Source organism: Uliginosibacterium paludis (assembly GCF_039631355.1).
Taxonomy (GTDB): domain Bacteria; phylum Pseudomonadota; class Gammaproteobacteria; order Burkholderiales; family Rhodocyclaceae; genus Uliginosibacterium; species Uliginosibacterium paludis.
The window spans coordinates 45,332-71,485 of the sequence record NZ_JBDIVF010000006.1; the positions used below are offsets into that span (position 1 = coordinate 45,332).

Consider the following 26,154-nt stretch of genomic DNA (forward strand, 5'->3'; position numbering starts at 1 on the left):
GAGCCAGCCATGCAGCTTCGGGTTCGGATCACAGGGTCGTTATCAGGAGCAGGGACACAGGCGCATGCAGACGAGATTGTCGCAATCCTCCGCTTCACCGGCTTCCACTGCCGGGCTGGCATCCGCGCCGGAAGGCGTCGGCCAGCCTTCGCCAGGCGCCGACCCGGCCGATCGCCTCGAGCGCCTGCTGGCCGTTGCGACAGAGGGACTGTGGGAGTTCGATCGTGCAACGGGGCTGCTGTTCTGCTCGGACCGGCTGAAAAGCCTTCTGGGTTTGCCGCAGGAGCAGACGCCCGTGCTGCGTCAGCTGTGGCGTCTGCCCGCTCGCGATGCGCGTCGTCGCATGCTGCGGGCCTTGCGTGCAAGCTGGCTGGACGGATGCCTGGCGGACGAGCTCTTCAGCCTGACCGGATCGGGCGGGCGCAAGGCGTGGTTCCGGCTGCGGGCGAGGGCCTTGCCGGGCGGACGTTATCTGGCCGGAACGCTGGGCGAAGTCAGCGTCGAAATGCAGGCCGAGCGGGAGCTCATGCATTACCGCGCGCTGATGGACTGCGTGGTCGAGTCCCTTCCCATGCCGGTGTCGGTGAAGGATGAAGCGGGCCTCATTCTCTTTGCCAACGAAACCTTCTGCCGGATGTTCGGCTTCGAGCCGGGAACCCTCGAGGGCCGGCGTGCAGCAGCCATGCTGCCCGGGCCCCTGATGGCTCCTTTCACGCGTCTTGATCGTCTGGCCATCGAGACCGGTGTTCCGCAGACGCTGGAGGACTGGTTCGAGCCTCGCGTCGGCGCCGGCATGCGGTTTCTGCGCCTGACCACGAGTCGGCATACCGACCGTGAAGGGCGGCGCGTGGTCATTACGGTGTATGAAGATCAGAGTGCTGTCCGCGACTATGCCAAGCGCATGAGAGAGCTGTCGATGCATGTCGAGGCCTTTGTACAGCGCCTGCTCCGCACCCTGCCCCATCCGGTCTACATCAAGGACCAGGAGAGCCGCTACCTGATGGCCAATGACGCCTTCGCCGAGCAGTGGGGCATGAAGGTTGAGGACATCATCGGCCGCAGTTCGCGCGAGCTCTTCGGTCATGAGCGGGGCGACGCGATCGAGGAGGAGGATGCGCGCGTGCTGGCTGGCGAGCGCATCGAAAAGCAGGATCTCATCGTCAGCAGTGCCGACGGCAGCAAGCGCCACTGGCGCGTGACCAAGGGGCGACTGGAAGACGTAGATGGGCGGATGGTGATTCTCGGCTCGCATTTCGAGATCACCGAGCGCGTGCGTTCCGAAATCTGGCTGCGTGAGGCACTGGATCAGCAGACCGAGCTGCGAAACTTCCTGCAACAGGTTTTCGACGCGATGCCGGATCCGGTCTGCGTCAAGAATGCAGCACATCGATTTGTCATGTGCAACCAGGCGCTGGCCGAGTTGCTGGGCGTGGAGCGCATCAGCATCATTGGCCGCTCGGCGATGGATTTCTTCGATCCGGCACTGGCCGCCCGTTTCGAGCAGCTTGAATCGGCGGTGCAGGGCGAAGGCGGCCGAGTACCGGAGGACGAGAATTTCGTCTGGCGTGGCGCAGACGGACGTGTGCGGCATTTCCGCATGGTCTGCCGGGCCTGTCATGGCGGCGATGGCACGCTGCTGACGGTCAGTCTGCTGGTGGATGTGACCGAGCGACTCGAACACGAGGCGAAGCTCAGGCGCGTCAACCGCTTCATGCAGGATGTGTTCGACGCGATTCCGAATCCGATCGCGGTAAAGAACCGGAATCATGTGTATGTCATGGCAAACCGCGCCCTGGCCGAGGCTCATGGGCTTCAGAAAGAGACTTTGCTCGGCCGGACTACCCGCGACTTCAATCCGCCGGATCTGGCAGATGAAACCATTCGCGCGGACGATTTGCTGTTCGCGACCGGCCCGGGGGTTACCGTGTCCCGCGAGATTCCGCAGTGGTATGCCGATGGTCTGGAGCATCGCATCCTGCTGCGCAAGGTCGTGTGCCTTGATCCGGATGGCGAGCCGCTGATCATCGCGTCCAACAGTGATGTCACCGAACTGACCGCCAAGGAGGCCGCCCTGCGCGAGAGCCTGCAGTTGCAGACAAGGCTGCGCGAATTCACGCACACGGTGTTCGACATGCTGCCGTTGGCGAGCTTCGTGAAGGACGAGTCCCTGCGCTACCTCATGTGCAACCAGGTTCATGCCCGCTTCATCGGCATCGAGCCGGAGGAAATCATCGGGCATCGGGTGGGCGAATTCATGGCGCCGGAGCTGGCTGCCGCGATTGAAGCCATGGATCGCGAGTTGCTCGAGAAAGAAGATGGCTGCGTGCGCGAGCAGGAGATGCGGCTGACCGATGCTGCCGGGCGCATGCACGACCTGAAGCTGCACAAGATGGTCGCCCGGGGCATGAACGGGCAGCGCGTGATCATCGGCATCAACCAGGATCTCACTGCCTTGCGTGAAGCCGAGCGGAGCCTGCGCATGACGCTGGAGCGGCTCGATACGCTGGTCCGCAATGCTCCGCTGGGCATCGGCCGCTGTCACGCCGATGGGCGCTTCCAGCAGCTCAATCCGCTGCTGCAGGACATGCTCGGCTGCGCGCGACAGGGCGGCGCGGTTCAGGCACTGCCCGGGCTCTACGATCTGGTAGATTGCGCCCCGGACCTGCCCAGCCTGCGGGCCGCGGCCAGTCAGCCGCCTGTAGAGTGTCTGTTCCGTCGTCTTGATGGCAGCGTGCTGCATGTGCTGTTCAGTGCGGTGCTTCTGTCGGCAGGCGGAGACGAGGAAGGGTTCTGGGTGCTGCTTGTCGACCAGACCGAGCGTCGTGCGGCCGATGCGGAGCTGCGTCGGCATCGCGATCAGCTGCGCGAGCTCGTGATCGAGCAGACGGCAGACCTTCTGAGCGCCAAGGAAAACGCCGAGCGCGCGAACGCCGCAAAGTCCGACTTCCTGGCGCATGTATCCCATGAGCTGCGCACGCCGCTGCATGCCATGCTCGGCTTTGCCAGACTGGGGGACGCACGCTGCGAGAGCCTGCCTGCCGAACGCCTGCATCATTACTTCGGCCGCGTGGCAGACAGCGGCGAGCGTCTGCTCGATCTGCTCGATGCCCTGCTTGATCTGACCAAGCTGGAGGCCGGCCGGATGCATCTCGAACTGCGCCCGGTCAGCCCGGTGGCAGTGATTGACGAAGTGCTGCGGGAGTTCGAGGCCCTGTTCGCCGCGCATGGTCTGCAGCTCGTACGCAGGATGGATGCGGATCTGCCACTGATCGCGCTGGATGCCACGCGCATGGGGCAGGTCGTACGCAATCTGGTGTCGAATGCGGCAAAGTTCGCTCCCTGTGGCAGCTGCATTACCATCTCCTGCTGGCGTGAAGGCGCCAGCGGCGCAGCCTTCAGCGTTGCGGACGAAGGCCCCGGGATTCCGGCCGCCGAGCTTGAGTCCGTGTTCGACAAGTTCGCGCAGAGCAGCCGCACGCGCAGCGCGACCAGTGGCACAGGGCTGGGGCTCGCCATCTGCCGCGAAATCGTGACGGCACATCATGGCGGGATCGTGGCCCGTAACCGGACGCCGGGCGGATGCGAGATCGTGGTCACGCTGCCGCAGGAATCTGACACATCCCGGAAAGCCGGGTCTGACGAGGAACACTCATGAGTGCATCGATACTGGTTCTCGACGATGAGCCACTGAATCTGGAAATCATCGGCGAATACCTGTCCGATACCGGCTACCAGCTGAGTTTCTTCGAAGATCCCGAGCGGGCCTGGGAGGCGCTGGATTCGCGCCCCTACGACTTTGACCTGATCCTCATGGACCGCATGATGCCCAAGCTCGACGGGCTCGCCATGCTTGGGCGCATCAAGGCTGATTCGCGGATGAAGCATCTGCCCGTCATCATGCAGACGGCAGCGGCGGGGCCGGAGCAGGTCAGCGAAGGTCTTGCGGCCGGGGCGCGCTATTACCTGACCAAGCCCTTTCGCTCCGAGGCCTTGCTGGCGATCGTGCGGGCCGCGCTGCATGACCGCGCGCGCTGGGCTGACGTATCGCAGCGGATAGCCAACCATTCGCGCGCGGTGTTGTTGCTGGACGAGGCGCGTTTCGTGCTGCGTACACTCGACGAGGCGGAGGCCATTGCCGGCTTGCTGGCACTCGGCGCCCGTGAAGCCGAGAACGTGGCGATGGGGCTGGCGGAGCTGCTGGTCAACGGCATCGAGCACGGCAATCTCGGTATCGACTTCGCGACCAAGGCACGCCTGAAGAGCCAGGATTGCTGGATGGAGGAGGTGCTGCGCCGCCAGGAGCTGGAGGAGAACCGCCATAAACTCGTGACCGTGCACCTGCGGCGCGAAGCGAACGAGTGCGTCGTCCTGATCGCCGACCAGGGCGAAGGCTTTGACTGGACGGAGTTTCTCGACATCTCGCCGGACCGGGCGTTCGCGCCGAATGGTCGTGGCATCGCGGTGTCAAGGCAGGTCGCGTTCTCGGCCCTTTCGTATCTGGGCAAGGGGAATCAGGTCGAGGTTCGCTATCGTCGCAGCGAGGAAGTCAGCGCATGAACGCAGAGGCCAATCCGCCGAAGCTTGTCCGGCAGCGCTATCGCGTGTTGATCGCGGATGACACGCAGGCCAACCGGGCCTTGCTGCGAGCCTATCTGAGCCGGCTCGGTTTCGAAACGCTGATGGCCGAGGATGGCGAGCAGGCGCTGGAAGTCTATCGCCGCGAGAAGCCGGATGTGATCCTGATGGATCTGATGATGCCGCGCATGGACGGCTTCACGTCCATCGAGCGCATCCGCGCCGAGGGCGGCACGCGCTGGGTGCCGATCGTGATCGTCTCCGCGATGGATGCCGACTATGACATCGTGCGTGGGCTCGAGGCCGGCGCGGACGATTTCATGACCAAGCCGCTGTCATACCAGATGTTCGCCGCCAAGATGCAGAACCTTGCGCGTGCCCTGGATTTCCAGGTCAGCCGCGAGGAGGCCCGGCGACGCGAAGCCGCCATTTCCGACGCGGTCGTTGATGGCATCCTGACCTTCGACGCCGATTTTCGCATCGTCAACGCAAACCGCGCCGCGACCCTGATCTTTCTGTGCAGCGAAGACCGGCTGGTCGGAACCGATATCCGCAAGCTGTTGCAGGACGGCGGCCCGCAGGGGAGCTGGGATGCGCAGTTCCGTGCCTATCTGGAAGGTGGCGGCGAGGGTTTTATCGGCAGCATGCGGGAGCTGACGGCCCGCCGAGGCAATGCAGACTTCCCCTGCGAGATGGTGGTTACCGAGTTGCCGATTTCGGAAGCGAGGCTCTTCATCGCTGTACTGCGGGACATCAGCGAGCGGCAGCGGGTGGGTCGCCAGCTGGCGGAAAATGCTGCACGCCTGCAGCAGTATCACGATGAGGCCGAGACCGAAGCGGAGCTCGCCAAGGACATCATGGAGCGGCACATCCGTCGCGACGCGCTCGAGCAGAGCGGCGTTCGCCACGCGGTGATTCCGACCCAGCGCTTTTCCGGAGACATCGTGCTCGCGGCACGCTCGCGCAGCGGCAAGCTCTACGCCATGCTTGCCGATGCCACCGGACACGGGCTGGCTGCAGCCATGAGCGGACTGGCGATCGTGACCGATTTCTACCGCGCTGTGGAAGACGAAGTGCCGCTGCGCCGCATGGTGCTCATGCTCAACAACACCCTGGCGCAACTGCTGCCGCGCGGACGTTTTGTGTCGGCGGCTCTGGTGGTGCTTGATCAGGATCGGCGCATGGGTGCGATGTGGCTCGGTGGCATGCCGGATGTCATTCAGCTCGCATCAGATGGCAGCCTGCTGAGGCGGTTCAGCTCGGATCAGTTGCCGCTGGGTATCGAAGCCTGGCATGCATCGGAAATCAGCGTGACCGGGCTGGAGTGGCAAGACGAGTCCCAGTTGCTGCTGTGTTCGGACGGCCTGATCGAAGCGCAGTCTGCGCGCGGCGACGCCTTCGGCTACGAAGGCATGCTGCAGGCCGTGGCGGGCAGCAAGGTCTCCACCAGACTGGACACCTTGCTGGGTAGCCTGGCCGGCCATCTTGGCGGCCAGAGCGGGCACGACGACATATCCATGCTGCTGCTGGATCTGCCGGGCTGAGCCCGTGTTGGGGTGAGCCGGCTTCAGTGCGGCAGGCTGATGTCGAGGTCGCTGTCCTCGATCACGCTGTCACCGTCCAGCCACCTGCGCGCCGCGCGCTCCGTCTGGAAGACGCGGATGTCCGCCTCAGAGAAAAACTGCGTCAGCCAGGCGCTCCAGGTCACCATCTGGTCATCGGTCAGCACAGCCATGCGCCGGAAGTCCGCCCGGTGGGCACGCACATAGCGCAACTCTTCAAGCGCCACTTCCAGCGAGCATTCGGTCATCGCACGCAGGTCGACCAGCAGATCGAGCGGCTGATGCATTTCAACGCGGCGGTCGGAAATCTGTTCGAAGGTCTTGCAGTCCGAGAGCGTGACGATGCCGTAGGCACGCATTTCGACGCGGTCGGGCAGAACGTCGGTGGTGATCATGCTGGGCTCCTTTGCTGACCGGGGGCGGCTGCTCCCGCCCTCTGACTATAGTTTCCGCTCCCGCCGCTTGCCAGGCGCGCAGCAGGCCTTCGCCGGCAGGCTGTGCCGGGTCGGAAATACAGGAGAAGCGTCGGCGTCGGGAAAGCGCCCGGTCCGGGAGCAGGGCGCCAGGTCAGCTGGCGCCCGTGCTCGTTCGAGGTGCGATCAGTGGGTTTCCAGGAACTGCTCGTTCTCTGTCGAGCCCTGTAGTGCGGTGGTGGAAGAGCGGCCCCCCTCAATCACCTGGGTGACTGAATCGAAATAGCCGGTGCCGACTTCGCGCTGATGCTTCACGGCGGTAAAGCCCTTGTCTGCTGCGGCAAACTCGGCCTGCTGCAGTTCGACGAACGCGCTCATGTTGGTGCGGGCATAGCCCCAGGCCAGATTGAACATCGAGTAGTTCAAGCTGTGGAAGCCGGCCAGCGTGATGAACTGGAAGCGATAACCCATGGCGCCGAGTTCCCGCTGGAACCGCGCAATCGTGGCGTCATCCAGATTCTTTTTCCAGTTGAAGGATGGCGAGCAGTTGTAGGCCAGCATCTTGTCCGGGAACTGCCGGTGGATCGCTTCGGCGAATGCCTTGGCATAGGCCAGATCCGGCTTGCCGGTTTCGCACCACACCAGATCGGCATAGGGTGCATAGGCGAGACCGCGCGAGATGGCTTGCTGCAGCCCGGGTTTGGTGCGGTAGAAACCTTCGAGGGTGCGCTCTCCGGTACAGAACGGTGCGTCATTGGGATCGACGTCGGAGGTCAGCAAATCGGCTGCCTCCGCGTCGGTACGTGCGACGAGGATGGTCGGAACACCCAGAACATCTGCAGCGAGTCGCGCCGCCACGAGCTTGGCAACCGCGTCGCGCGTGGGAACCAGTACCTTGCCGCCCATGTGGCCGCATTTCTTTACCGAGGCGAGCTGGTCTTCGAAATGAACGCCCGCTGCACCAGCCTCGATCATGGCTTTCATCAGCTCGAAGGCGTTGAGCACGCCGCCGAAGCCGGCTTCGGCATCCGCAACGATGGGGGCGAAGTAATCAACCCAGTCCGCGTCTTCCGGATTCTTGCCCTCGGCCCACTGGATCTGGTCCGCGCGGGTGAAGGTGTTGTTGATCCGCCGGACGACCGCGGGGACCGAGTCCGCCGGGTAGAGAGACTGGTCCGGATACATCTGACCCGCGAGATTGGCGTCGCCTGCCACCTGCCAGCCCGAGAGATAGATCGCCTTGAGACCGGCCTTGACCTGCTGCATCGCCTGATTGCCCGTGAGCGCGCCCAGGGCGTTGACGAAAGGCGTGGTGGTCATGAGATCCCAGAGTCTCTCTGCGCCGCGTCGGGCAAGGCTGTATTCCGCCTGCACGGAGCCGCGAAGCTTGATGACGTCTTCGGCACCATAGCCGCGCATCACGCCTTCCCAGCGCGGGTTGGTCTGCCAGTCATGCTGCAGGGTTCGGATCTGTTCTGTACGGGTCATGCCGGTTCTCCTTTGGTGGGTGAATTCGCGGGCTGTTGTTTTGAAATCTGCCTGCGAGTTCGCAGTATAGGAGAGGGGTTGTTGCGGTGCAGCGTGTTTTAAGTCAGTACTTATACTGATGTTTTCAAAGGATTTTGTATTCTGATGCTGCGTTGCGGAAGTGGCGTTTGAACGGTTTTTTGTTGCGCGGCGCGGTGTTCCGGACGCCTCCGTACGGAGCGTATGAAAACCCCGGCGCAGAACAAAAAAAGGGCCGCCGCAGCGACCCTTCCGATTCGATAAGCGGATGGCTCAGGCGTGCGCTTCCTCTTCCTCGAACTCCAGCTTGACCTTGCCGTCCTTGTCGAGATCGATCGTCACCTTGCCGCCGTTGGCCAGCCGGCCAAAAAGCAGTTCGTCGGCGAGCGCGGAACGGATCGTGTCCTGGATCAGGCGGGCCATCGGCCGGGCGCCCATCAGCGGATCGAAGCCCTTGTCTGCCAGCCAGCCCTTGAGCGCATCGGTGAAGGAGGCTTCCACCTTCTTCTCCTGCAACTGACCCTCGAGCTGGAGCAGGAACTTGTCGACCACCCGCATGATGACTTCCTTGTCCAGCGGCTTGAAGGAAATCACCGCATCCAGCCGGTTGCGGAACTCTGGCGTGAAGAGGCGCTTGATCTCGCCCATTTCGTCTCCCGCCTCGCGCGTTGCCGTGAAGCCCATCGTGCTTTTCTGGATGGTTTCCTGGCCCGCGTTGGTGGTCATGATGATGATCACGTTGCGGAAATCGGATTCGCGGCCGTTGTTGTCAGTCAGCTTGCCGTGGTCCATCACCTGCAACAGGATGTTGTAGATGTCCGGGTGGGCCTTCTCGATTTCGTCCAGCAACAGTACGCAGTGCGGCTTCTTGTTGATGGCCTCGGTCAGCAGGCCACCCTGGTCGAAACCGACGTATCCCGGCGGGGCGCCGATCAGGCGGCTGACTGCATGACGCTCCATGTACTCCGACATGTCGAAGCGCTGAAGCTCGATACCCAGCGTGTAGGCCAGCTGGCGGGCGACTTCGGTCTTGCCGACCCCCGTTGGTCCGGAGAACAGGAAGGAGCCGATCGGTTTGGTCGGGCTGCCGAGCCCGGAGCGGCTCATCTTGATGGCGCGCGTCAGGGCCTCGATCGATGCATCCTGGCCGAAGACGAGGTTCTTCAGATCACGGTCCAGATTGGCCAGTGCGGCACGGTCATCATTCGAGACCGAGCGCGGCGGGATACGCGCGATCCGGGCCACGATTTCCTCGATCTCGGACTTGCCGATGGTTTTCTTCTGCTTGCTCTTGGGCAGGATGCGCTGGGCTGCTCCCGCCTCGTCGATCACGTCGATGGCCTTGTCGGGCAGGTGACGGTCATTGATGTAGCGGGCCGCCAGCTCGGCTGCACTGGTAATCGCAGCGGCCGAATACTTGATGCCATGGTGCTCCTCGAAACGACTCTTCAGTCCCTTGAGGATTTCAATGGTTTCCGAAACGGAAGGCTCGGTCACGTCGACCTTCTGGAAGCGACGCGACAGCGCATGGTCTTTCTCGAAGATCGTGCGGTATTCCGAGTAGGTGGTCGCGCCGATGCATTTGAGCTGCCCGGACGACAGGGCCGGCTTGAGCAGGTTCGAGGCGTCCAGCGTGCCGCCTGAGGCTGCTCCGGCACCGATCAGGGTGTGGATTTCGTCGATGAACAGGATGGCGTTCTGGTTTTCGACGAGTTGCTTGAGCACGGCCTTCAGGCGCTGCTCGAAGTCACCGCGGTATTTTGTGCCAGCCAGCAGCGCCCCCATGTCGAGCGAATAGACCTGGGCGTCCGCCAGTACTTCCGGCACGCGGCCTTCGACGATATGGCGTGCGAGACCTTCCGCGATCGCCGTCTTGCCTACGCCGGCTTCACCCACGAGCAGCGGATTGTTCTTGCGGCGGCGGCAGAGCGTCTGGATGACGCGCTCCAGCTCCTTGTCGCGGCCGATCAGGGGGTCGATCTTGCCGACCAGAGCCTGTTGGTTGAGGTTCTGCGTGTAGTTCTCGAGTGCGCCGCCCGCGCCCGAACCCTCGTTTTCGCCCTGCTCGCCGCTCTCGCCGTCACCGGATTTCTTTTCCGATGCAACGGGTGGAGTCCCGGTGTGCCCGGGCTTGGTCACGCCGTGCGAAATGAAGTTGACCACGTCCAGACGCGAAATGCCCTGGCGCTGGAGGAAGTAGACCGCATGAGAGTCCTTCTCGCCGAAAATCGCGACCAGCACGTTGGCGCCGGTGACTTCTTTCTTGCCGGAGGACTGCACATGCAGGATCGCGCGCTGGATCACGCGCTGGAAGCCCAGCGTTGGCTGGGTGTCGATCTCGTCGGTACCCGAGACCGTGGGCGTGTGCTCACTGATGAAGGTCGTGAGCTCGCGACGCAGATCTTCGACATTGGCCGCGCAGGCGCGCAGCACTTCGGCAGCGGAGGGGTTGTCGAGCAAAGCGAGCAGAAGATGCTCCACGGTGATGAACTCGTGGCGCTTCTGGCGGGCTTCAACAAAGGCCATATGCAGGCTTACTTCCAGTTCCTGGGCAATCATTTACGCTTCCTCCATCACGCAAGCCAGCGGATGCTGGTTTTGCCGTGAAAAACTGCAAACCTGTTCAACCTTTGTTGCCGCGATATCCCGCGGGAACACGCCACACACGCCCTTGCCGTCGTGATGCACCTGGAGCATCACCCGGGTTGCCTGCTCGCGGTCCATGCCGAAAAATTTCTGGAGCACGATCACGACAAAGTCCATGGGCGTGAAATCGTCATTCAGCAGGCAAACCTTGAACATGGGAGGGGGCGCAATCTTCGCGCGCTCTGCTTCAAGGATAGCTTCGTTCTGTTTGCGTGTTGCCATGCGACAAATTCTAATGACTTGGCTGTCGAGTACAAGCTATTACGATGTTAGTAAAACCGCTTCTTTTCCGGCTTCCGGCCGATCGCAGGCAAGCGGGCGGATGCGGGCGCCCGCCGGGTCCGGAAAACCGGTTTTCCATTGCTCTTGAAGCAATCCACATGCCTGGCACACGGCTTTCCGGGCAGACTCGGCGAAAGCTGTCGTATCCACGCCACGAATGCGGTTTTCCTTGCTTGACGCTCCCTGGGGCTTGCCTTAAAAGCATTGTGTGCTCCACCGCAACGCTTGTCCGGCTTCCGGACGGCAGTCGGTACCGGCTCTGCCGGAAGACCAAGAAGCACGCCGCGAGAGCGGAACAGCAAAAGACAAACCAGAGGAAGAAGGAAGAGGTCAAGGTATGGCTATCGGTACCGTCAAGTGGTTCAACGACGCAAAGGGTTTCGGTTTCATCACGCCTGATGATGGTTCGGAAGATCTGTTTGCGCACTTTTCCGCCATCAACATGAGCGGTTTCAAATCTCTCAAGGAAGGTGAGAAGGTGTCGTTCGAAGTTCTGCAGGGGCCCAAGGGCAAGCAGGCATCGAACATCCAGCGCGCATCCTGAGCTTTTCTTTCCAGGCGCCGAAGGCCTGCCATGCAGATGGCGGGCCTTTTTGTTTCATGCGGATCCATCATGGCCAGAATCATCCTTCTCAACAAGCCCTACGGCGTGCTCAGTCAGTTCACCGGGGAGCCCGGGCAGCGGACGCTGGCCGAGTGCGTCAGCGAGAAAGGCGTGTATGCCGCAGGCCGGCTGGACGCTGACAGCGAGGGCTTGCTGCTGCTGACCGACGATGGCGCGCTCCAGCACCGGCTGGCTGACCCCCGGCACAAGCAGGTCAAGGTCTATCTCGCTCAGGTCGAAGGGCTCGTGACGCCCGAGGCGCTGTCGAAACTCCAGGCGCCGCTCGACCTCGGGGATTTCGTGACCCGCCCGTGTCGCGTGCGGGAAGTGGGCGAGCCCGCCTGGCTGTGGCCGAGGAATCCGCCGATCCGCGAGCGCAAGGCGATCCCCACGAGCTGGCTCAGGCTGGAGTTGCGGGAGGGCAAGAACCGGCAGGTGCGACGTATGACCGCCCGGGTCGGGCTGCCGACCTTGCGGCTGCTGCGGATCTCCATCGGTGACTGGCAGCTGGGCGACCTGCAGCCCGGACAATGGCGGCTGGCCTGATCTGAGGCAAAATCCCGACGCTCTGCTTTCAATCAGTTTTCACCTGGGGGATTTGTCATGTTTCGATCTTTTGTCGCGTTTGCGCTCTGCGCAGCGTCTTTTCTGGCCCAGGCGCAGCAGCCGCCCTTGCGGACAGTCGAGCTGCGAGCGGGCATGTTCCGCATCGAAGCCGAGGTCGCGGCCACTGAAGCCGCGCGCGAAACCGGCCTGATGAACCGCAAGACCATGGCCCAGCATCAGGGCATGCTCTTCGTGTTCGAGACTTCGCAGGAATACTGCTTCTGGATGAAGAACACGCCGCTGCCACTCTCCATCGCGTTCATGGACGAGACCGGCAGGATCGTGAATACCGCCGAGATGCAGCCGATGAGCGAAGCCAACCACTGCGCGGCCAAGCCGGTGCGCTACGCGCTGGAAATGAATCAGGGCTGGTTTTCGGCCAAGGGCATCAAGCCCGGCTCAGTGATTGGCGGTGTGGCGGGCGTACGCTGAGCTCGCCCGCCAAGCGGGGCTCAGCGCAGTTTGCCTGAGCCACCCAGCAGGACGGCTACGGCAGGGTTGCGACGTTGCGGCGCCTGCTTCCCCTTGCTGCTCGACGAGGAGTCGCTGTTCGCGGCATAGGGGCGGTTGAAGTCGAAACCGTCCGGGGCGACCGCGGCTTTCGGACGCGAGTGGGTATTGCGGAAGCGGCGCAGGTCTTCGGAAGATGTCTCGGGGCCGTAGCCCGGCACGATCTGCTGCGGGATCTTGAGCTTGATGAGCTTTTCGATCGCAGCCAGTTTCTGGTTTTCTTCCGGCGCCACCAGCGACACCGCAGCGCCCTGCTTGCCTGCGCGGCCGGTGCGCCCGATGCGGTGCACATAGTCTTCCGGCGTCGAAGGCAGTTCGAAGTTGACTACATAGGGCAGATCGTCGATGTCGAGGCCGCGGGCGGCCACGTCAGTGGCCACCAGCACGCGGGTCGTGCCGTTGCGGAATTTTTCCAGTGCCTCGGTACGCTCGAGTTGGCTCTTGTCGCCGTGAATGGCGTCCGCCGAAATGCCTTCCTTGACGAGGTGGCGCGCCAGGCGTGAGCAGCCGAATTTCGTGGCGACGAACACGAGTGTCTGACCGAGCCCGTCCGCTCCGGCGTTGAGCAGGTCAGCCAGCAGGTCGCGCTTCACATGGCTGGAAACCGGATGCACCAGGTGGCTGATGGTTTCCGACACGGTATTGCGGCGGGCCACTTCGATCAGCTGAGGCGCGCGCAGCATGGTGTCGGCGAGCTTCTTGATCTCTTCCGAGAACGTGGCCGAGAACAGCAGGCTCTGGCGCTTGGCGGGCAGCAGCCCGAGGATGCGCCGGATGTCCGGGATGAAGCCCATGTCGAGCATGCGGTCGGCTTCGTCCAGCACCAGGAACTCGACCTGGCCGAGGTTGATCGTTTTCTGCTGCACATGATCCAGCAGGCGGCCCGGGGTGGCGACCACGATCTCGATGCCGCGGCGCAGCTCGGCGATCTGGGCGTTCATGTCGACGCCGCCGTAGATGCAGGTGGAGCGCAGCGGCAGGTGGCGGCTGTAGGTGACGACCGATTCCTGCACCTGCATCGCCAGTTCGCGAGTGGGTGCCAGGATCAGTGCGCGCACCGGATGCTTGGCAGGCGAGGTGCTGGTGCTCGCATAGGGTGCCATGCGATGCAGCAGGGGCAGGGTGAAACTGGCGGTCTTGCCGGTACCGGTCTGCGCGCCTCCCATGACGTCGCCGCCTGCGAGCACGACCGGAATGGCCTGGCGCTGGATCGGGGTGGGTTCGGTATAGCCGGCGTCAGCAACGGCTTGCAGCAGTTCGGGAATCAATCCCAGTTCGGCAAAACTCATGAATGTTCAGCATCGCCGCGCTCAGGGCGGCGGTTTCCCTGTCGATTAAAAATCGCACAAGTATAACCGCCCGACACCTCTAACGCCTTGACATTTTTGGGGTTTCGACTGGCGGAGCCGGGAGCTTGGCAAGATAGGCGGTCACTTCTTCGCGGTCATGGTAGAGGTGCTTGATGCGCAGCACGTAGCTGTCGCCGTGAAGCTTGAAGCGTGCATCGATCACCTGCCGGCAGCGTTTGAGTTCCTCGAAACGCTTTTTCATCGGCAGCTTGAGGTTGAAGATGCAGCGCTTGGCCTTGCCGGACGCGACCCAGTCCGAGACCAGCTGGGCGATCCGGGCGGGCTGCTCGACCATGTCGCAGACGAGCCATTCGACCTGCTTGCGTGGCGAACGCCACGAGAAGCCGTCGGCGCGAACGTGTTCGACCATGCCTGCGGCGACGAGACTGTCGGCCAGCGGGCCGTTATCCACGGCATAGACGTGCATGCCGCGCTCGGAAAACTGATAGCTCCAGCCGCCGGGGGCTGCGCCGAGATCAACGGCGTAGAGGCCGGGCTTGAGACTCTGCGCGCGCTCTTCTTCGGTCATCAGGGCGTCAAAGGCTTCGGCCAGTTTGAGCGTGGAGCGGCTGGGCGCATTGCGTGGCATGCGCAGCCGCGCGATGCCCATGTTCCAGGGGGACGCATCGCCCGGGCGAGAGAGTCCGAGATCGGCCTGGCTGGAGTCCTTGAAGAAGAGGTGGAGCGTCGGCAGATCGGGCTTGTCGCGCAGGATGCGGCGAGAGACGAGCGCGCGCTCGATGTGCGGGATGAAGCGCTTGAGAAAACCGGAGAGGGTCTTCGCCTCGTTGGTGTCGGCGGTTTCGACCTCGACCCGGCCGATCTGGACTTCCAGCGCGGCGATCGCTTCGACCAGTGGGGTGGCGCGATCTTCCTGCGGCATGTCGGCGACACGGTCTACCCACACGCTGCGCTGGCGGGCGAAGACAAACGCCGAGAAGGGCGTGGCTTCGAGCACGAGTTTCCAGTCGAAGAGCTCGTCGCACACGAAATGAACGCTGCCGGCGTTCGGCGCGGTGCGGGCACGGCCCTGCAGGCCCGCATGGCGGGCGATGGCTTCGGCTTCGGCCGCACATTCGGCTTCAAAGCCGGGACGGCAGAGCAGGATCAGGCCCTTGGCGGTAGGTGACATCTTTCGGCTACGGTGGTGTTTTGCAGCCCGGATGGTATCGCACTGAGGAGGGGCGGGTCATTCGTGACCGCTGTTTGCACTCGCCCGGCTCTTGCGCCGGCTGCTGCTGGCGGTTGAGCTGGCGGATTCCTCGCTGCTCTCCGGCGCGCTGGCCGCTGCAGGTTTGCCCGAGATTTCCGGCTTCACGACCTCGATCTTGTTTTCGGCCATGTAGTCGTTCATCTCCTTCCAGCCGGCAAATACGGCGGCTTTCTCGGCAGACGGATTCATGGCGTAGCAGTCTTCCAGTGCGCGTCCGGCATGGCGGCAGGCTCCGCCGATCGCTTTGCCATCGGCTTCACGTGCGGCCGCCTCTCTGGCAGGATCGGGCAGGCCGAGTCGGTCACAGGCGGTCAGGGCGAGCAGCAGCATGCAGGGAAGCCAGCTTGCGGCAAAAGGGCGTCGTGTCTTCATGGAAGGCATTACGTCACCCGGCGGGCGGACTTGAACCGGTTGTCGCCCGGGGTGGCGGGCCGGCGCCCTGCAGGCATTGCATTGCGCGCGAGGCTCCTATAATCGCCGCTCATTCTTGTCCGTACCCGGAGTATCCATGTCTTCCATTCCCCTCAAGTCCGGCCTGCGCCTCCTGGCGCTGCTCACGACGGCCGCACTGACCGTTCCCGCGAATGCTGCTGCGCCGGCGCAGAAAAAAGCAGCACCGGCCGCCGCCGCGCCCGTCGAAGTCGAGATTTCGCATGCGCTGGATCCTGACAAGGGCGTGGAGTTGCAGGCGCTGGCCGAGCGTTTCAACGCGGCCAATCCTGGCATGAAGGTGATCGTGACCGATCGCAGCTGGAGCCTGGGGGCGCAGCCTGTGATGAGCATCGTGGCCGAGAAGGAGGAGGAAAGCTTCCTCAGCGGCGGCAAGCGTTTCAAGCCGGTCTGGGAGGTCATGAAGGACGCGCGCCAGCCGATGGCCACGATCAAGGCTTCTGCTGCTCGCATGATGGTGCCGTCGGTGCTGGATTCCGCAGGGCGCTTGCAGGCGCTGCCGGTGGCGCTCTCGACTCCGGTCATGTTCTACAACCGCAAGGCGCTGGCTGCGGCCGGCGTATCGGCTGACAGCATGCCTGCCAGCTGGAATGGCTGGCAGGATGTGCTGGGCAAGCTCTACGCCGCCGGGCAGGCCTGTCCGATGACGGTGTCGCAGCCGGTCAACACCTTGCTGGAAAACGCCAGCGCCTGGAACAACCAGGCTTTCGTGACGGGTGGCAAGCAGGAGCAGATCGCGGTGAATGGCCTGGTGCAGGTCAAGCACATGGCGAAAATGAACTCCTGGGTGAAGGCGCGTTACCTGCACTATTTCGGTCGTGACAGCGATGCCGAGATGCATTTCACCAAGGGCGAGTGCGCGGTGCTGCTGGCACCGTCCGGCGCGTGGCCCTCGCTGCGCAGCGCTGCAGGATTCGATGTGGGCGTGAGCGCCTATCCCTATCACGACGACGCGTATGGCGCGCCGCAGAACACCTGGGCCGATGGTCCGGCGCTGTGGGTAGCGGCTGGCAAGTCTGCCAACGAATACAAGGTTGCAGCAGCCTTCATCCGCTTCTGGCTGACGCCGGAGAACCAGGTCGAGTGGCAGGTCAAGTCCGGCTTCCTGCCGCTGAGCCCGGCGGGGCTTCTGGTGACCCAGTCGAGCCGCCTGCTGAGCGAGGATCTGGCTGCGCAGCGTCTGGCTGTCGCGCAACTGACCCACAAGGAAGTGACGGCCAACTCCTACGCTACAGCCTTCAGTCACCGGCGCGGGGTGCGCCGTGTTCTGGCTGAAGAGATGGAAGCGATTTTTGCGGACAAGAAGCCGCCCAAGCAGGGCCTGGATGACGCCGTGCAGCGCATCCGTGCTGGCGAGCAGGGGTGTTGCAGCCCGCTCGCCGCCATGCCGGCAGGTCGCCTGAACTAAGTCTGCCTTCCACCTGAAAGCCCGCTTGCCGGTATCCGGCAGGCGGGCTTTTTTCATTTCCAGCCCGGCTTTCCGCATGCGGCCGATTGCTCCTGAGCTGCTTTCGCGTCTGCGCCGAAGCAGCGCTGGCCGACGCCCCTTGCCCGCATTGCTGTGGACCGGAAGCCACGCGCCGTCCGCCTGCGATCGCCTTGTCTGCAGAAGGCCGTTGTCATGAAATGATAAAGAATGTAAAAATGCGAACTGTTCGCATTCGCGATCCTGTTGTTTTGAAAACAAGCGTCGTCTCCCGGACGTTCGCCATTCCCTACGGAGCTTACCCATGTCTGCACGTCATCTGCGTGTATCCCGTCTTGCGCAGGCCACACACCTTGCGCTGATCTCCCTTGCGCTGTCTCAGCCCGCTTTGGCCCAGACTACGCAGACCCCCGCCAACAAGGACGCGAAAACCCTCGGAGAGGTCCGGGTGACCGCAGACCGTCCGGTAGAAACCGAGGCGAAGGAGAGCTATCAGGCGGTGACGTCGACCATCGGCAAGGGCAAGCAGGCCCTGCGCGACATTCCGCAGTCGGTGACCGTCGTGACCGAGAAGCTCATCGACGACCGCAACCTCGACACCTTGAAGGACGTGCTGCACCAGACCGCCGGCGTGACGTTCCTTGCGGCCGAAGGCGGCGAGGAAGACATCCGCCTGCGCGGCTTTTCCATGCAGCAGACCGGTGACATCCTCGTCGACGGCATGCGTGACCCGGCCATCTACGAACGCGACACCTTCAATTACGACCGTCTCGAGGTGCTGCGTGGTTCGGCCTCGATGCTGTTCGGTCGCGGCTCGACCGGGGGCGTGGTGAACCAGGTGAGCAAGCAGGCCTTCCTGCTCGATCAGCATGAGCTGAATCTGACCTACGGCTCGCACAACTATGCGCGTGTTGAAACCGACCTCAACTTCACCACCGGGCAGAGCTCCGCGTTCCGCCTCACCGCGATGAAGAACCAGGCGGACAACAATGGTGCGGGTGCTTCCATCGACAAGGAAGGTGCCGCGGGCAACTTCCGCTGGGGCATCGGCGAGCGGGACGAATTCAGCGCCAGCCTGTTCTATCTGAAGAACCGCAACGGCATCAACTACGGCCTGCCCTGGCTCACGCGCGGCGGTGGCAACTCCGGCAGCAATACGCTGATCGACAAGGATCCGAAGACCTATTACGGCCTCGACAGTGACCAGGCCAACAGCGACGTGGTCAGCAGCACCTTCAGCCATCTTCACCGCTTCATGGACGGCGGCGAACTGAAGACCGCGGTGCGCGCCGCGAAGGTGGCGCGTGACCAGCGCGCCAGCACGGTGCGCTTCGTCACGGCCACGACCGAGGACACGATCAACGACAACACGGCGCTGAGCCGCGGGACGCAGATCAAGATCCAGGATCTCGACAACCAGGTCGTGCAGAGCGACTACACGAACAAGTTCAACTGGTTCGGGCTGCGCCACGACGTGACGACCGGTGTGGATTTCAACAACGAAACGCGCAGGGTTTTCGCTGCCGTGTCGCCCGCGACCCTGACCAAGTCCAATACCACGGTCGGTGACACCGACGGGACGGCGGCGATCAATGAGGATCTGCGCAGCATCCGCAAATCCAACGAGTTTGACGCGACGTCGGCCGGCGCCTACTTCCAGGATCTGGCCCAGATCGCCGAGCACTGGAAGCTGCTGGGAGGCTTGCGGTTCGACTATTTCAACGGTAACTACCGCACCTTCAGCACCGCTGACACCTCGCTGGGGGCCCAGACCTCGCAACGCGGCCGCAGCGACAAGCTCTGGAGCAAGCGATTCGGCGTGCTCTACCAGCCGACGAACATGGCTTCCTTCCACTTCTCCTACGGCACCTCGTTCAACACTTCGGGCGATACCTACCAGTACGACCTGCAGACGGCCAACACCGATCCCGAGAAGAGCCGCAACATCGAACTGGGTTCCAAGCTGGATCTGGCCAGCGGCAATGCAACGCTGCGTCTGGCCCTCTTCCACAGCACGAAGTACAACGAGCGCAACACCGACACCGAGACCGTCGCCCAGGATCCGACGACCTACATGCTCTCGGCCGAGCGTTACGCCAAGGGCTTCGAGACCGACATCACCGGCCGCATCACGCCGAACTGGGAAAGCTACTTCTCCTACACCTGGATTCCGGTGGCGAAGATCGCCAAGGGCGCACGTCAGTCCAATGCAACCGAGCCCGAAGGCCAGCGTCCCGGCCTGATTCCGAAGCATCAGGCGACCTGGTGGAACACCTACAAGATCGGTCAGAGCTGGCGCGTGGGTCTGGGCCTGAATGGCCGGACCAAGATGTCGCCGCAGCTCGTGACCGCCTACAAGGTGGATGGCTATGTGACGGCAGACGCGATGGCCGAGTACGAAGTCACGCGTGACCTGACCTTCAAGTTCAACATCACGAACCTCACCAACAAGCTGTATGCCGACAGCCTCTACCGCGGCCACTACGTGCCCGGCAAGGGACGCGTGCTGCAGCTGACCGGGTCCTACCGTTTCTGATTCAACCCTGTCGGGCCGGCCGCAAGCCGGCCCTTTTTCCGTTTCATGGAGTTCAAGATGGATCGTCGCAGTTTCCTGCAAACCCTCGGCTTGCTCGGCGCATCAGCGCTGCTGCCGCGCCCCGCGCTGGCGGCTGCCGCCCCGGCCACTACCGTGATTGCTGCCGCCTGGTATGCCAGCGGCGAGCTGCCTCCGCCATTCTCGAAAGGCGTGGGGCATTACGTCGGCGTGCTGCAGATTGACTGGGCCGCGAGCGACATCCGTCTCCTCGGTGCGGTCAAGGTTCCGCATCGGCCGCACGGCATCGTAGCCACGCCTGATGGCTCGGGCTTCCATGCAGTGGCATTCCGTCATGGCGGCTGGATGCTGCACGCAGACCGCGAAGGCAAGGTGATCCGTCGGATCGACACGGCCGTGCCGGACGGCAAGCGGACTTTCGATGGCCATCTCGAACTCTCGCCCGATGGAAAATGGCTCTTCACCACCGAGACCGATGTCGGCACCGGGCAGGGCTGGGTCAGCGTCCGGCGCGCAGCGACACTCGAGCGCGTGGCCGAATTTCCGACCCGCGGCATTGATCCGCACCAGCTTCTGCTCGATGACGAAGGCATGGTGGTGGTGGCCAACGGTGGCATTCGCTGGACGCTGGACAACCAGAAGCTCGACCTCGACCGCATGGAATCCTCGCTGGTCCGCATCAATGCCGAAAACGGCGAGCTGCTCGGCCAATGGACACTGCGCGACAAGCAGCTCTCGATGCGCCACATCGCCTGGAACACCACGCCCGCTGGCAAGCGTGTGTTGGGCATCGCGATGCAGGGCCAGCATGAAGGCGCGGACGAGCGACGCAACTCGCCTGTACTCGCGCTCTGGGATGGCAAGTCGCTGGATATCCCCAGCCGCTCGCCGCTCGGTCTGGGCTACCTTGGCGACATCCAGCCGGGCCCTGGTGGCGGTTTCCTGATGAGCGCCGAGATTCACGACCGCGCGGTGTTCTGGCATCCGGGTGACGCGGCAAAGCTCTTCCTGATCGCCGAAATGTCCCGCGCGGCAGCGATTGCGCCCTCGGGCGAGAACAACAGTCTGTTCATCGGTGGCGAGAAAGGCATCGCGCGCTGGGAGCTCAACCAGCAGGCACAGCTGCTGCCCTGGCCTCTGCCCATTGCGCCGGATCACCACTGGGCCGTGCTGCAGGGCTGATTTTTTCCTTCCGTTTTCCTCGTTGCCCGCTTCATCGCGGGCCACACTTTTCACAGGCCGCAAGGCCTGTTTTTTCAGGAGTTTTCATGCGCCTTCATGCTGCCGCGTCCTGTCTTGTTCTGCTCGCTGCCTGTGCCACCCAGCCGGCGCAGGAGTGGCCAGCCGATGTTGTCAGCTTTGACCGGATGACGCTGGCAGGCCCGGTGGGGCTCACGATCAGCCGGAAGCTCGGCCAGGATCTGCCGCGTGGCGTGGTCGGTCTGAAGCTCTGGGTGGATGAGCAGGGCAGGGTTCGCAAGGTCGTTCAGCTCGAATCGAGCGGTCATGAAAACCTCGATGCCGCGGCCGCCCAGAGCGCACTGGGTCTGCGTTTCAAGCCCTGGCTCCGGGACGGGCAGCCGGCTCCGGTCACCGTGCTGATGCCCTACCGGATGATCTGAACGCGGGCATGAAAAAGCCGCCGGGCTTGCGCCGGGCGGCCGATGGAAGAGAGGGCAGCGCTGCAAGTCCTGCGGGGCCTTTATTCCGGCTGGCTCACGAAGGCGATCTTGGTGAGCTTGGCCCGGGCCGCTGCCGCCATGACCTTCGCGATGGCTTCATAAGGCGTGGTCTTGTCCGCGCGCAGCTGGATCTCCGGTGCGGCGGCAGGGTCGGTCACAGCCGCACCGGCGCCCTCGAAGCGGCTTGCCACGTCGGCTTCTTCGAGCTTCTCTCCGTTCCAGAAGACGGCAGAGTCCGGCGTGATCGCGATTTCGATGCGCTCGGGCTTGACCTTGTTTTCGTCGCTGGTCGTGCGCGGCAGGTCCACCTTCACCGCATTCGTGAGCAGCGGCGCGGTGAGGATGAAGATCACCAGCAGCACCAGCATCACGTCGATCAGCGGCACCATGTTGATCTCGGCCATGGGGGCCGAGCTGCCCTGCTTGTTGAATCCGCCGAACGCCATCACGCAGCTTCCTGCTGACCCAGCGACACCACGCGGCCGCTCTGGCTGTTGTTGTGGGTGCCGGTGGTGAGGTAGGCGAAGAGGTCGTGCGCGAAAGCGTCCAGCGCAGCCAGGGTCAGGCGGTTGTGGCGATTGAAGCTGTTGTAGGCGACCACCGCAGGCAGGGCCACGGCCAGCCCCAGGCCGGTCATGATCAGGGCCTCGCCCACCGGGCCGGCGACCTTGTCCAGCGTGCCGGCACCGCTCATGCCGATCGACACCAGTGCGCCATACACGCCCCACACCGTGCCGAGCAGACCCACGAAAGGCGCGGTCGAGCCGACCGTGGCCAGTACGGTGAGGCCGTTTTCGAGACGCGCGGTTTCCTCGTCGATGACTTTGCGCATGCCACGGGTCAGAAACTCGCCCAGGCCACCTGCCTCACCCAGCTTGCCGCCGCCGGTACGCTGATGGTGCTCGCGGGCGAAGAGCGCGTGGCTGGTCAGGTGCGAAAAGGGCTCGGTTGCGCCATGGGTGCTGATTTCGTTGCGAACCTCTTCCAGCGAGCTGGCATTCCAGAACAGCTCGACGAACTTGTGCGAGCTGCGGCGCAGGCGCAGGTTGCTGATGGTCTTGGTGATGATGAAGAACCATGATGCCAGCGACATCAGGATCAGGATCACGAAGAGCGTCTTGCCCAGGCCGTCAGCCTGGGAAATGAAGTGGGCGAAGCCGAGTGTCTGGGTCTGCATGGTCTTTACTCTGTGGAACGAAGGGGGATTCTGATCAGCGGTTCAGGCTGAATGTCACCGGCACGATGACCCAGGCAGCCACTGCCTGCTGGCCCTTGCGAGCGGGCGTGAAGCGCCAGCTGCTGGCCACGGTTTCCTGGGCGGCGCGGTCCAGCCGCGGGAAGCCCGAGGTTTTCTCGATCAGGACCTGCAGCGGCTTGCCTTCGGCGCTGACCTCGATGCGCAGGCGCACCGTGCCTTCCTCGCCCAGCGAACGCGAGGCGCGGGGGTAGGCGGGATTCGGATTGCGCAGGTAGTCCGCATCATGGCGGGGCTCCTGATAGGCCTCCTGGGCGGGCTGCGCCGCGCTGGGCGCCGGGGCGGCGGGTGGCATGTCCTTTGGTGCCGGCGGTGCGGTCATGACAGGCGCATCGGGCGCGGCCGGTGCGTCGGCCTGGATGACCGGAGCCGGTGCGGGTTTGGGCTGAACCTGGCGGGGCTGAACGACCTGCTGCTTGACCGGCAGCGGCTTGGGCGGCTCGGGCTGCGGCGGCGCGATCGTTTCCAGCTTGGGCTGCTCGGTCAGGAAGCGGACCTGGAAGGTCGGCGGGAGCATCTGTTGCAGCACCGGCTGGGCGAGCATCAGCAGGCCGGCACCCGCCAGAACGTGCAGACCGATGACGATGACCATGCCGAGGGTCTGGTCGGACCGGGACTGAGCGAAAGACGGGGCTTGCATGATGGCTGCCTTGGAAAAGACCTGCGGTCGTGCGGGGATAGGTGCTTTCATCATACTGCAAATGCGAACTGTTCGCGTTAAAATTTTTAACAAATCGCCCCATCGCAGCGGCCTGGTGGCATGGAAGCGGCGGCTGCAGCGGGTTTGCCGTGTTCGCGCTCGTCAAGGCATCCGGGTTAGAATTCCGCCTCCTGTTTCCCGCATATTCCGGTACGGCACGCCCATGAAAGCCGCAGACATCCGCTCGACCTTCCTCAACTATTTCGCCTCCAAGGGGCATCAGATCGTGGCGTCCAGCCCGGTGGTGCCCGGCGACGATCCGACCCTGCTGTTTACCAACGCCGGGATGAACCAGTTCAAGGACGTTTTCCTCGGTTTCGACAAGCGTCCCTACACGCGCGCCACCACGGCGCAGAAGTGCATCCGCGCCGGCGGCAAGCACAACGATCTGGAAAACGTCGGCTACACCGCGCGTCACCACACCTTCTTTGAAATGCTGGGCAACTTCAGCTTCGGCGACTATTTCAAGCAGGACGCGATCCGCTACGCCTGGGAGCTGCTGACCGAGGTGTTCAAGCTTCCGGCCGACAAGCTGTGGGCCACCGTGTATGCCGAGGATGACGAGGCCTACGAGATCTGGACCCGTGAAATCGGGCTGCCCGCCGAGCGCGTGGTGCGCATCGGCGACAACAAGGGCGCGCGCTACGCTTCCGACAACTTCTGGATGATGGGCGACACCGGCCCCTGCGGCCCCTGCTCGGAAATCTTCTACGACTTCGGACCGGGCGTGGCGGGCGGCCCCCCCGGAAGCCCGGATGAAGACGGCGACCGTTTCACCGAGGTGTGGAACAACGTGTTCATGCAGTTCAACCGCCGCGTGGACGAGAACGGCAACTACGTGATGGACCTGCTGCCGCGCCCCAGCGTGGATACCGGCATGGGCCTGGAGCGTCTGGCGCGCGTGTTGCAGGGCGTGGAGACGAACTACGACATCGACCTGTTCGTGAACCTGATGGCTGCCGCCAAGCGCGAAGTCGAGCTGGCGGGCGGTGTCGAAGTCGATGCGAAGTCTCCTTCGCTGAAGGCCATTGCCGACCACATCCGTGCCTGTGCCTTCACCGTGGCCGATGGCGTGGTGCCCTCGAACGAAGGTCGCGGCTATGTGCTGCGCCGCATCGCCCGTCGTGCGATCCGTCACGGCTACAAGCTGGGTGCGCGCGCGCCCTTCTTCTACAAGCTGGTCGAGGCGCTGACCGCGGAAATGGGCTCGGCCTATCCCGAGCTGGTCGCCAAGCAGCGTCGCGTGACCGAAGTACTCAAGCAGGAAGAAGAGCGCTTTTTCCTCACGATTGCCAATGGCATGGAGATCCTCGAGTCGGCGCTGGCTGCGCTCGGCGAAGGCAAGGTGCTGGATGGCGACATCGCCTTCAAGCTCCACGATACCTATGGCTTCCCGCTGGACCTGACCGCCGATGTGCTGCGCGAGCGCAATCTCTCGGTGGATGAGGCCGGCTTCAACGCCGCCATGGCGCGCCAGCGCGAGCAGGCCCGCGCGGCCGGCAAGTTCAAGATGGCCCAGGGTCTGGAATACAAGGGCGAGCCCACGCACTTCCACGGTTATGAAAAGCTGATGGTGGAAGACGCGAAGGTCACCGCGATCTACATCGACGGCAGCCCGGCCGAAGTGGCGCGCGCCGGCGATGATGCCGTCATCGTGCTCGACAACACGCCGTTCTACGCCGAGTCCGGCGGTCAGTGCGGTGATGCCGGTTTCCTGCAGAACGGCACCGCCCGCTTTGCGGTGGACGACACGCTCAAGATCCAGGCCGACGTATTCGGTCATCATGGCCGCGTCATGGAAGGCGAGATCCGCGCGGGAGACACCATCGATGCCCGCGTCAATGGCAACACGCGTGCGGCCACGACCCGCAATCACTCCGCCACTCACCTGATGCACAAGGCCTTGCGCGAAGTGCTGGGCAACCATGTGCAGCAGAAGGGCTCGCAGGTCGACGCCGGCAAGACCCGCTTCGACTTTGCGCACAACGCACCCTTGACCGACGCCGAGATCCTCCGGGTCGAGCAGATCGTCAATCGCGAGATCATGCTCAATGCGGCCTCGCAGGCGCGGGTGATGAGCATCGAGGACGCCCAGAAGACCGGCGCCATGATGCTGTTCGGCGAGAAGTACGGCGACTCGGTGAGAGTGCTCGACATCGGCAGTTCGCGTGAGCTCTGCGGCGGTACGCATGTGCTGCGCACCGGTGACATCGGCTTCTTCAAGATCGTCATGGAAGGTGGCGTGGCAGCGGGTGTGCGCCGCATCGAGGCCATCACCGGCGAGAACGCCATGAGCTATGTGCTCGAGCGCGATGCGCTGCTGGGCGAAGTCGCCGGCGCACTCAAGGCTCAGGCCGCGGAAGTGCCTGCCAAGCTCGCGCAGACGCTGGACCATGTGAAGGCGCTGGAGAAGGAAATTGCCGCGCTCAAGGGCAAGCTCGCCAGCAATCAGGGCGACGCGCTGATCGGGCAGGCGCTCGACGTGAATGGCGTCAGCGTGCTGGCCGCCACGCTCGAAGGGGCCGATGTACCGGCGTTGCGCGAAGCGGTAGACAAGCTGCGCGACAAGCTCGGAACGGCCGCCGTGGTGCTGGCCGCCGTGAATGAGGGCAAGGTCGCGCTGATTGCCGGTGTGACCGCCAACCTGACCGCGAAGGTCAAGGCTGGCGAACTGGTGAACTTCGTGGCTCAGCAGGTCGGTGGCAAGGGCGGTGGCCGTCCTGACATGGCCCAGGCTGGCGGTACCGATGCCACGGCCCTGCCGGCGGCGCTCGCCGGCGTGCGGGACTGGGTGGCCGGCAAGCTGTGAGGCGCGGGCTCT

At 63.6% G+C, this 26,154-nt stretch carries 21 protein-coding genes; 11 read left to right on the forward strand and 10 right to left on the reverse strand.

Features of this window, described 5'->3' with window-relative positions; all coding sequences use genetic code 11:
* The first annotated feature begins 64 nt into the window (after positions 1–64).
* Genes ABDB87_RS14690 through ABDB87_RS14700 form a run of 3 tightly spaced genes read left to right on the forward strand, consistent with a single transcriptional unit; the run spans position 65 to position 6,119 of the window.
* Positions 65–3,655: a PAS domain-containing protein gene (locus ABDB87_RS14690; RefSeq protein WP_345928370.1), complete on the forward strand. Its 3,591-nt coding sequence runs from the start codon at positions 65–67 to the stop codon at positions 3,653–3,655.
* Complete coding sequence (locus tag ABDB87_RS14695; protein WP_345928371.1) at positions 3,652–4,557, forward strand: response regulator; 906 nt, start codon at positions 3,652–3,654, stop codon at positions 4,555–4,557. The genes ABDB87_RS14690 and ABDB87_RS14695 overlap by 4 nt, the downstream gene beginning before the upstream one ends.
* Entirely contained in the window at positions 4,554–6,119 is a 1,566-nt protein-coding gene (locus ABDB87_RS14700; RefSeq protein ID WP_345928373.1) for a SpoIIE family protein phosphatase, read from the forward strand. The genes ABDB87_RS14695 and ABDB87_RS14700 overlap by 4 nt, the downstream gene beginning before the upstream one ends.
* A 23-nt stretch (positions 6,120–6,142) precedes the next feature.
* Here ABDB87_RS14700 and ABDB87_RS14705 read toward each other — a convergent pair whose 3' ends face one another.
* The 4 genes from ABDB87_RS14705 to clpS form a co-directional block, all read right to left on the reverse strand.
* Complete coding sequence (locus ABDB87_RS14705) at positions 6,143–6,532, reverse strand: SpoIIAA family protein (protein WP_345928375.1); 390 nt, start codon at positions 6,530–6,532, stop codon at positions 6,143–6,145.
* Positions 6,533–6,736: 204 nt separating this feature from the next.
* The gene (aceA, locus tag ABDB87_RS14710) at positions 6,737–8,038 is read right to left on the reverse strand and encodes an isocitrate lyase (protein ID WP_345928377.1); all 1,302 of its coding nucleotides are present in this window, start codon (positions 8,036–8,038) and stop codon (positions 6,737–6,739) included.
* Positions 8,039–8,329: 291 nt separating this feature from the next.
* Positions 8,330–10,615, reverse strand: coding sequence for an ATP-dependent Clp protease ATP-binding subunit ClpA (clpA, locus tag ABDB87_RS14715; protein ID WP_345928379.1), 2,286 nt, complete (start codon positions 10,613–10,615; stop codon positions 8,330–8,332).
* Positions 10,616–10,924, reverse strand: a complete 309-nt coding sequence (gene clpS / locus ABDB87_RS14720; protein ID WP_345928382.1) for an ATP-dependent Clp protease adapter ClpS — start codon at positions 10,922–10,924, stop codon at positions 10,616–10,618. It lies immediately after the preceding gene.
* 397 nt (positions 10,925–11,321) lie between these two features.
* Between clpS and ABDB87_RS14725 the strand changes: the two genes are divergently transcribed.
* The 3 genes from ABDB87_RS14725 to ABDB87_RS14735 all read left to right on the forward strand — a co-directional run bounded on the left by ABDB87_RS14725 (position 11,322) and on the right by ABDB87_RS14735 (position 12,626).
* The gene (locus tag ABDB87_RS14725; RefSeq protein ID WP_345928613.1) at positions 11,322–11,528 is read left to right on the forward strand and encodes a cold-shock protein; all 207 of its coding nucleotides are present in this window, start codon (positions 11,322–11,324) and stop codon (positions 11,526–11,528) included.
* Positions 11,529–11,597: 69 nt separating this feature from the next.
* Entirely contained in the window at positions 11,598–12,134 is a 537-nt protein-coding gene (locus tag ABDB87_RS14730) for a pseudouridine synthase (RefSeq protein ID WP_345928384.1), read from the forward strand.
* 57 nt (positions 12,135–12,191) lie between these two features.
* On the forward strand, positions 12,192–12,626 hold the full coding sequence (locus ABDB87_RS14735) for a DUF192 domain-containing protein (RefSeq protein WP_345928386.1): 435 nt from the start codon (positions 12,192–12,194) through the stop codon (positions 12,624–12,626).
* A gap of 20 nt (positions 12,627–12,646) precedes the next feature.
* Here the strand turns inward: ABDB87_RS14735 and ABDB87_RS14740 are convergent, their stop codons facing one another.
* The 3 genes from ABDB87_RS14740 to ABDB87_RS14750 form a co-directional block, all read right to left on the reverse strand.
* A complete protein-coding gene (locus ABDB87_RS14740) occupies positions 12,647–13,993 on the reverse strand; it encodes a DEAD/DEAH box helicase (RefSeq protein WP_345928388.1) in 1,347 nt (448 codons plus the stop codon).
* A gap of 79 nt (positions 13,994–14,072) precedes the next feature.
* The gene (gene rlmM, locus ABDB87_RS14745; RefSeq protein ID WP_345928390.1) at positions 14,073–15,185 is read right to left on the reverse strand and encodes a 23S rRNA (cytidine(2498)-2'-O)-methyltransferase RlmM; all 1,113 of its coding nucleotides are present in this window, start codon (positions 15,183–15,185) and stop codon (positions 14,073–14,075) included.
* Between the two features lie 57 nt (positions 15,186–15,242).
* Positions 15,243–15,638 carry a hypothetical protein gene (locus ABDB87_RS14750; protein WP_345928392.1) on the reverse strand — a complete coding sequence of 132 codons (396 nt, stop codon included), beginning with the start codon at positions 15,636–15,638 and terminating at the stop codon, positions 15,243–15,245.
* Between the two features lie 136 nt (positions 15,639–15,774).
* Here ABDB87_RS14750 and ABDB87_RS14755 point away from each other — a divergent pair, with 136 nt between their 5' ends.
* The 4 genes from ABDB87_RS14755 to ABDB87_RS14770 all read left to right on the forward strand — a co-directional run bounded on the left by ABDB87_RS14755 (position 15,775) and on the right by ABDB87_RS14770 (position 21,318).
* Complete coding sequence (locus tag ABDB87_RS14755; RefSeq protein WP_345928394.1) at positions 15,775–17,124, forward strand: extracellular solute-binding protein; 1,350 nt, start codon at positions 15,775–15,777, stop codon at positions 17,122–17,124.
* A gap of 322 nt (positions 17,125–17,446) precedes the next feature.
* Positions 17,447–19,678 (forward strand): TonB-dependent receptor, encoded by a 2,232-nt coding sequence (locus ABDB87_RS14760; RefSeq protein WP_345928396.1) that lies wholly within the window; start codon positions 17,447–17,449, stop codon positions 19,676–19,678.
* Between the two features lie 57 nt (positions 19,679–19,735).
* Positions 19,736–20,878, forward strand: coding sequence for a DUF1513 domain-containing protein (locus ABDB87_RS14765; RefSeq protein ID WP_345928398.1), 1,143 nt, complete (start codon positions 19,736–19,738; stop codon positions 20,876–20,878).
* An 86-nt stretch (positions 20,879–20,964) separates the two neighbouring features.
* Positions 20,965–21,318: an energy transducer TonB gene (locus ABDB87_RS14770; RefSeq protein ID WP_345928400.1), complete on the forward strand. Its 354-nt coding sequence runs from the start codon at positions 20,965–20,967 to the stop codon at positions 21,316–21,318.
* An 80-nt stretch (positions 21,319–21,398) separates the two neighbouring features.
* Here the strand turns inward: ABDB87_RS14770 and ABDB87_RS14775 are convergent, their stop codons facing one another.
* From ABDB87_RS14775 to ABDB87_RS14785, 3 genes are read right to left on the reverse strand one after another with little or no spacing between them, the layout of a single operon-like run.
* Complete coding sequence (locus ABDB87_RS14775; protein ID WP_345928402.1) at positions 21,399–21,824, reverse strand: ExbD/TolR family protein; 426 nt, start codon at positions 21,822–21,824, stop codon at positions 21,399–21,401.
* On the reverse strand, positions 21,824–22,555 hold the full coding sequence (locus ABDB87_RS14780) for a MotA/TolQ/ExbB proton channel family protein (RefSeq protein WP_345928404.1): 732 nt from the start codon (positions 22,553–22,555) through the stop codon (positions 21,824–21,826). Before ABDB87_RS14780 ends, ABDB87_RS14775 begins: the two co-directional genes overlap by 1 nt.
* 34 nt (positions 22,556–22,589) lie before the next feature.
* The gene (locus ABDB87_RS14785; RefSeq protein ID WP_345928406.1) at positions 22,590–23,273 is read right to left on the reverse strand and encodes an energy transducer TonB; all 684 of its coding nucleotides are present in this window, start codon (positions 23,271–23,273) and stop codon (positions 22,590–22,592) included.
* Between the two features lie 223 nt (positions 23,274–23,496).
* Here ABDB87_RS14785 and alaS point away from each other — a divergent pair, with 223 nt between their 5' ends.
* Positions 23,497–26,142 carry an alanine--tRNA ligase gene (gene alaS, locus ABDB87_RS14790; protein WP_345928408.1) on the forward strand — a complete coding sequence of 882 codons (2,646 nt, stop codon included), beginning with the start codon at positions 23,497–23,499 and terminating at the stop codon, positions 26,140–26,142.
* Positions 26,143–26,154: the final 12 nt, after the last annotated feature.